4 protein-coding genes are annotated in these 5464 nt (G+C 46.3%); 3 read left to right on the top strand and 1 reads right to left on the bottom strand.

The window, feature by feature from the left end; translation table 11 throughout:
- Positions 1 to 64 precede the first annotated feature (64 nt).
- The 3 genes from ACH0QE_RS07075 (at position 65) to ACH0QE_RS07065 (ending at position 4146) form a co-directional block, all read left to right on the top strand.
- Positions 65 to 1594, top strand: a complete 1530-nt coding sequence (locus ACH0QE_RS07075) for an aldehyde dehydrogenase family protein (protein ID WP_415800004.1) — start codon at positions 65 to 67, stop codon at positions 1592 to 1594.
- Positions 1595 to 1627: 33 nt separating this feature from the next.
- On the top strand, positions 1628 to 2842 hold the full coding sequence (locus ACH0QE_RS07070) for an iron-containing alcohol dehydrogenase (protein ID WP_415800003.1): 1215 nt from the start codon (positions 1628 to 1630) through the stop codon (positions 2840 to 2842).
- An 89-nt stretch (positions 2843 to 2931) separates the two neighbouring features.
- Entirely contained in the window at positions 2932 to 4146 is a 1215-nt protein-coding gene (locus tag ACH0QE_RS07065; RefSeq protein ID WP_415800005.1) for an acyl-CoA dehydrogenase family protein, read from the top strand.
- 457 nt (positions 4147 to 4603) lie between these two features.
- Here the strand turns inward: ACH0QE_RS07065 and ACH0QE_RS07060 are convergent.
- A partial coding sequence (locus ACH0QE_RS07060; protein ID WP_415800002.1) for a M42 family metallopeptidase occupies positions 4604 to 5464 on the bottom strand: 861 nt, incomplete at its 5' end.

Below are 5464 nucleotides of genomic sequence, written 5' to 3'. Positions count from 1 at the left end.
TATTTCAAAACGATCACCTATAAGGGTTATAACCAATATTTTTATATGTTAAGGAGGAAGCAAAATGACTGTAAATGTCGATGTAAAAACGTTCCCGTTATTCATTAATGGAAAATGGGAGGCAGCGAGCAGCCAGGAAACCTTTGAAGTCTTAAATCCGGCGACTGGAGAACTGGTGGCACGTGTGGCAAAAGGAAATGAAGCTGATGTAGACAGGGCCGTCGATGCAGCACGCAGGGCATTTGATGAAACTGACTGGAAGGATATGAAGCCAAAGGACAGATCGAAGGTCCTTTATGCGATTTCCTATCAAATCGCTGCCCATGCTGAGGAACTGGCTTATCTTGAAGCGGTCAGCTCCGGAGGTACGGTGAGGAGAATTGGCGCAAATGATATTCTGCAGATGGTCGATTTGTTCCAGACATTGGCCAAGTTCGTTGAAGAATATGAATTTTCGGAAACGCTGCCCAGTCCGCCATTCCCTGGACCGGCACATAATTTTATCTGGCGCGAACCTATCGGAGTTTGCGCTGCGATTACTCCTTGGAACCTGCCGATGGTGATCGCGACATGGAAGATCGCTCCAGCTTTGGCGATGGGAAATACGGTCGTCGTCAAGCCAGCAAGCTATACTCCTTTATCGACTCTAAAGCTGGCTGAAATCATCTCACAGGTCGTCCCTCCTGGAGTGATTAATGTCGTGACTGGCCCTGGTGCTGAAGTTGGGGAAAAGCTGGCCAGTCACCCAAAAGTTGATAAGGTTGCTTTTACAGGATCGACAGAAGTGGGCCGAAAGGTGATGCAGCTGGCCGCAGGGACAGTGAAGAACACGACACTTGAGCTTGGCGGTAAGTCACCTAACATCATTTTGGAGGATGCTGACTTAAGCATCGCACTGCCAGGAAGCTTATTCGGGGTGTTCCTGCACTCGGGCCAGCTTTGTGAATCGGGCACGAGGCTGTTTGTTCCGGATCACTTGCATGATGTGATCGTTGAGAATCTTGTGAAGCTGGCTGGGAAAATCAAGCTTGGCAACCCACTTGACCCTGCTTCAGATGTTGGACCGGTGATTTCCCAGAAGCAAAAAGAGACGATTTTATCCTATATCGAAGCAGGTAAAGCAGAAGGTGCGACCCTTGTTTGCGGCGGAAACGAAGCAAAGGTTGCAGGCTGTGAAAATGGACATTTCATTGAGCCAACGATTTTCACAAATGTAACGAATGACATGAAAATTGCCCGCGAAGAAATATTCGGACCTGTTTTGTCTGTGATTCGTTATACAGATGTTGAGGATGCCATCAAAATGGCGAATGATTCCATTTATGGGCTTGCTGCCGGTGTATGGACCAGGGACGTGAATAAAGCTTATGAGGTTGCCCGCAAGCTGCAGGCTGGTGTGGTCTGGATCAATGACTGGCATATGCTGCGCAATGATGCGCCATTTGGCGGATACAAGCAGAGCGGAATCGGCCGCGAAATGGGCAAGCATTCATTAGATGCCTACACTCAAGTCAAGCATGTGCACACTTCGATGGTACCGGAAGCTCATAAGCGTACTTGGTATGGACTGCTTTTATCCGATACAGCTGAATAAAAGATTTTAAAAAAATTATATGAGGTGAAAAGGATGCAAACGACAACATTATCACAGTTCTCCCTGCGTTCGGCAATCTACAGTGGGTCAAATTCTCGTGCCATGGTACCTGATTTGTTTAAGGGATTAGGGTCTAAAAGAGTTGTTCTTTTTAGCGACAGGGGGTTGGAAAAAGCCGGAGTAGTAGATAAAGTTGCCCAGATTTTTGAGTTGACCGGTAAAGGTACCGGTCCTGAACTTGCCGGGATTTATGTCGACATTGCCCAGGATGCTGAAAGCCGTTCGGTGAATGATGCTCTCCGGTATGCAAGGGAAGTGGGGGCTGACGGATTGCTTGCTGTCGGAGGAGGAAGTGTGCTTGATACGGTTAAGGGCGTTAAATATGCAATGCATAAAGGATTAACAGACATCAAGGAAGCAATTCCCGGCGGCTTTTTATTTGAGCAATTCCCAAAGGCTACCCATATCCCGATCCCGCATATCGCGATTCCAACTACAGCGGGAACTGGGTCAGAGGTATCACCGATTGCGGTCATCTACAATGAAGATATCCAGATGAAAGGCAATATCATCAATCCTTTCCTCAGTGCGGATATCGCAGTGCTGGACCCTGACTTGACGGTAGGACTGCCGCCGGCAATTACGGCTTTTACCGGCTTTGATGCATTGACTCATGCGATTGAGGCATTTGCCTCACCTAGTGCCACTGCACTGACTGATGCCCATGCTTTGCACGCAATCAGGCTGATTGAAAAGAACCTTCCAATCGCAGTAGCAGAAGGTTCTAATCTTGATGCCAGGATGGAAATGCTTCAGGCGAGCTTAATGGGAATAACCGCATTCAGTTTTGCTTTGAATGCCATTCCTGTCCATAACTTCGCCCATGCATATGGAGCATTGTTCAGAATCCCTCATGGACTGGCAAATGCCGTTTTCCTGCCTGTGGTGATGGAATTTGTACCAAGCTTGTATCTTCCAAAAGTAAAAGAACTTGCCTCGGCATTGCGTGTTGAATTTGATGCTGATGAAGAAAATGAAGCCGTGCTGGCAAAAGTGATTGAAAAGTTGCGCCTGCTGCAGCATAAGACTGGATTGCCATCAGACTTTACAGAATACAATTTAACCGAGGAAGACCTGGAGCGGGTTGCGGGTGCCGTTGCCAAGGACCCTGCAGCCGTATCCTTCCCAATGCCAAAAGAACTGATCCAGGCTGTTGGCCAGCAGGTCGTCCCATTAGGGGTTAAATAAAATGGATTTAAGAGGGGAATCCGTCTGGGATTCACCCTCTTTTTGCAATATCCTAACAGCTCGAGTTGATAAAGGAGTGGTCACAGTTGATGAATTTTGATTTTACTGAAGAACAAGATCTTTTGAGAAAAACAGTCAGGAGCTTTGTCGATAAGGAAATCATGCCTTATATAAAAGATTGGGATGAGAAACAGCATTTTGAAACCAGTATTTTAACTAGGCTTGCCGACCTGGGACTAATGGGTGTCTGTATACCGGAACATTACGGCGGCAGCGGAATGGATTATAACTCCCTTGCGATTGTATGCGAGGAACTCGAGCGGGGCGACACGGCCTTCAGGACCGCGGTATCGGTGCACACTGGGCTTAACAGCATGACCTTGCTACAGTGGGGAAATGAGGATCAAAAACAAAAGTACCTGGTACCTCAGTCAAAAGGACAGAAGGTAGGAGCCTTTGGGCTTACCGAACCTAATGCAGGGTCCGATGTCGCGGCAATGCAAACAACGGCGCGTGACGCAGGAAATCACTACGTACTCAATGGATCAAAAACATGGATATCATTATGTGATGCAGCGGACCATTTTCTGGTATTTGCCTACACCGATAAAAGTAAAAAACACCACGGCATTTCTGCCTTTATTGTGGAAAGAACCTGGGAAGGATTTTCATCCAAAGCGATAAAAGGAAAGTTGGGTATTAGGGCCGGAAATACCGGAGAGATTTTCTTTGATCATGTAAAGGTTCCTAAAGAAAATTTGCTGGGGCAGGAGGGGGATGGGTTTAAAATTGCAATGTCTGCATTGGATAATGGCCGCTTTACGGTAGCTGCGGGGGCATGCGGCACAATTATGGCAAGCCTTGAGGCAAGTGTGAAGTACTGTCATGAACGAAGCACTTTTGGCAAAGAGATCGGCAGACACCAGCTTGTCCAGCAGATGATTGCCAAGATGGAAGCAGGCCTAGTACAATCCCGGCTGCTTGTTTACCGTGCAGGCTGCCTTAAAAACCAGGGAAAGAGGAATACCCGGGAAACCTCACTTGCCAAGTGGCAGGCATGCGACTATGCCTATGAAGCAGCAAATGATGCCGTCCAAATTCATGGCGCATACGGATTCTCCAACGAGTATCCGGTTGAACGGTATTTAAGGAACGCCAAAGCACCAGTCATCTACGAAGGAACACGAGAAATTCACACAGTCATGCAGGGCGAGTATGTTTTAGGATATCGAGTCGATAAGCCATTGTCCAAAATGCTTCCAGCCTGGCCGTTTGAGACCGTTACTGAAGAGGCTATAAAATAATTCAACTGGGAGAATCTAGTTAAATAACCCCTTTTGCTTTACCCGTAATTCGGTGATGGAGCCATTTTAGGTAAAAGCAACGATTCTGCACTACCCTTAAATCGTTGACCAGGTCATTGGGTAAAAGCAGCACCTCTGGATTACCCGTAATTCGCTTGTGAGTTCCATTTGGGTAAAAGCAAGGCTTCTGCATTACCCTTAAATCGTTGGAGAGGTCATTTTGGGTAAAAGCAGCACCTCTGCATTACCCTTAATTCACTTTTGAGTTCCATTTGGGTAAAAGCAAGGCCCCTGTATTACCCGGGATTTGGTTGGAGATGTCATTTTGGGGTAAAACAGCACTCTACTTACAATTCTTTCAATCCATTTTAACTAAGACAGCTTACTTTTTCCCTAAATAGGCTGTAGGTAACAAAAAAGGTGATCACTTCAAATAGAAGTCGATCACCTTTTTTCATTATAAAATCATTTCAGACTGTACGTAGTGGTATAGAAGCTTTGCTGTATTTTCAATTGAATCCTTGTGTGTTCTTTCGAAAGCGTGGGAAGAGTCAATACCCGGCCCGATAAGTCCATGGATGATATCATGTCCTGAACGGATCGCGGCAGATGCGTCTGATCCGTAGAATGGGTAAATATCGAGTTTATAGCCGATTTCATTGTCAATCGCAAGCTGTGTCAGCCTCTTCCTCAGCTCGTAATGATATGGGCCGCTTGCATCCTTTACGCAGATGGAAACTGTGTACTCATCCGTAGACTGGCCATCGCCCATTGCTCCCATATCGACCGCCAGATACTCAACGGTTTCCGGTGTGATATTCGAGTTTCCTCCATAGCCAATTTCTTCGTTATTAGAAATCAAAAATTGTGTTGTATAAGGGAGTTCGATGTTTTCTGCCTTAACTTGTTTGATTAACTGAAGCAGGATGGCCACGCTTGCCTTGTCATCAAGGTGACGTGATTTTATGTATCCTGAAGGTGTGGTTTGAACACGCGGATCAAAAGAAACAAAATCACCGACTTCAATTCCGAGTGCTCTTACCTCGTCTGCACTATGTACTTTTTCATCAATTCGGACTTCCATATTGTCTTGGTTGCGCTCTGCTTTCCCAGCATCCTTGTACACATGCACAGATGTCTGGTGCATCAAAATCGTTCCAGTGAATTTTTTGCCGCCTGAAGTTTCAATTTCGCAATACTCACCTTCGATTGAGTTGTATTTAAAGCCTCCAATCAAATCAAGCTTAAGTCGGCCGCTCGGCTTGATTTCTTTTACAATCGCTCCGAGAGTATCGACATGGGCAGTCAGCATTCTATG

It is taken from the genome of Mesobacillus sp. (assembly GCF_047739415.1).
Taxonomy (GTDB): Bacteria; Bacillota; Bacilli; order Bacillales; family Cytobacillaceae; genus Mesobacillus.
The sequence above is the reverse complement of the archived record's forward strand: the minus strand, read 5'-3'. Positions and strand labels throughout refer to the sequence as shown.

What these genes read in the sequence shown, in the direction of transcription:
- ACH0QE_RS07065 (WP_415800005.1), top strand. Translation starts at nt 2,932, where the DNA reads ATGAATTTTGATTTTACTGAAGAACAAGATCTTTTGAGAAAAACAGTC.
- ACH0QE_RS07070 (WP_415800003.1), top strand. Translation starts at nt 1,628, where the DNA reads ATGCAAACGACAACATTATCACAGTTCTCCCTGCGTTCGGCAATCTAC.
- ACH0QE_RS07075 (WP_415800004.1), top strand. Translation starts at nt 65, where the DNA reads ATGACTGTAAATGTCGATGTAAAAACGTTCCCGTTATTCATTAATGGA.